At 48.7% G+C, this 626-nt stretch carries 4 tRNA genes and 1 rRNA gene; all 5 read right to left on the reverse strand.

The features are described 5' to 3' along the window. Positions 1-9 precede the first annotated feature (9 nt). Positions 10-94 (reverse strand) — tRNA-Leu (locus AO843_RS23795). Positions 95-115: 21 nt separating this feature from the next. Beyond that, a tRNA-Lys gene (locus tag AO843_RS23800) sits at positions 116-191 on the reverse strand. Positions 192-198: 7 nt separating this feature from the next. Beyond that, positions 199-274, reverse strand: a tRNA-Thr gene (locus AO843_RS23805). A 3-nt stretch (positions 275-277) separates the two neighbouring features. Further along, positions 278-353, reverse strand: a tRNA-Val gene (locus AO843_RS23810). A 10-nt stretch (positions 354-363) separates the two neighbouring features. Further along, positions 364-479, reverse strand: a 5S ribosomal RNA gene (gene rrf, locus AO843_RS23815). Positions 480-626: the final 147 nt, after the last annotated feature.

Here is a 626-nt window from a genome sequence, read left to right on the forward strand (position 1 = left end):
ATTTAAAAATGGTGCGGGTGAAGGGAGTCGAACCCCCACGCCTTGCGGCGCTAGATCCTAAGTCTAGTGCGTCTGCCAATTCCGCCACACCCGCTTAATATGGTTGGTATTTAAATGGTGAGCCATGAAGGACTCGAACCTTCGACCCTCTGATTAAAAGTCAGATGCTCTACCAACTGAGCTAATGGCTCGAAAAAATGGTGCCGGCTATAGGAATCGAACCCACGACCTACTGATTACAAGTCAGTTGCTCTACCTGCTGAGCTAAACCGGCAAATGGTGGAGGATGACGGGCTCGAACCGCCGACCCCCTGCTTGTAAGGCAGGTGCTCTCCCAGCTGAGCTAATCCTCCTGGGTACTATGCCTAGCGACGTCCTACTCTCACAGGGGGAAGCCCCCAACTACCATCGGCGCTAAAGAGCTTAACTTCCGTGTTCGATATGGGAACGGGTGTGACCTCTTTGCCATCATCACTAGACTCTATTCGACCTCCAATACACGGCATATTACTGCGTCTTGAAGCTCTTTTTTGTTGAAAGTGTTATTCTTTCAAAACTGGATAAACGGTTCATTGATTGTTTCAAACTTTTTTGGTTAAGTCCTCGATCGATTAGTATTCGTCAGC

This window comes from Lysinibacillus sp. ZYM-1 (assembly GCF_001308875.1).
In the GTDB taxonomy this organism is placed as follows: domain Bacteria; phylum Bacillota; class Bacilli; order Bacillales_A; family Planococcaceae; genus Lysinibacillus.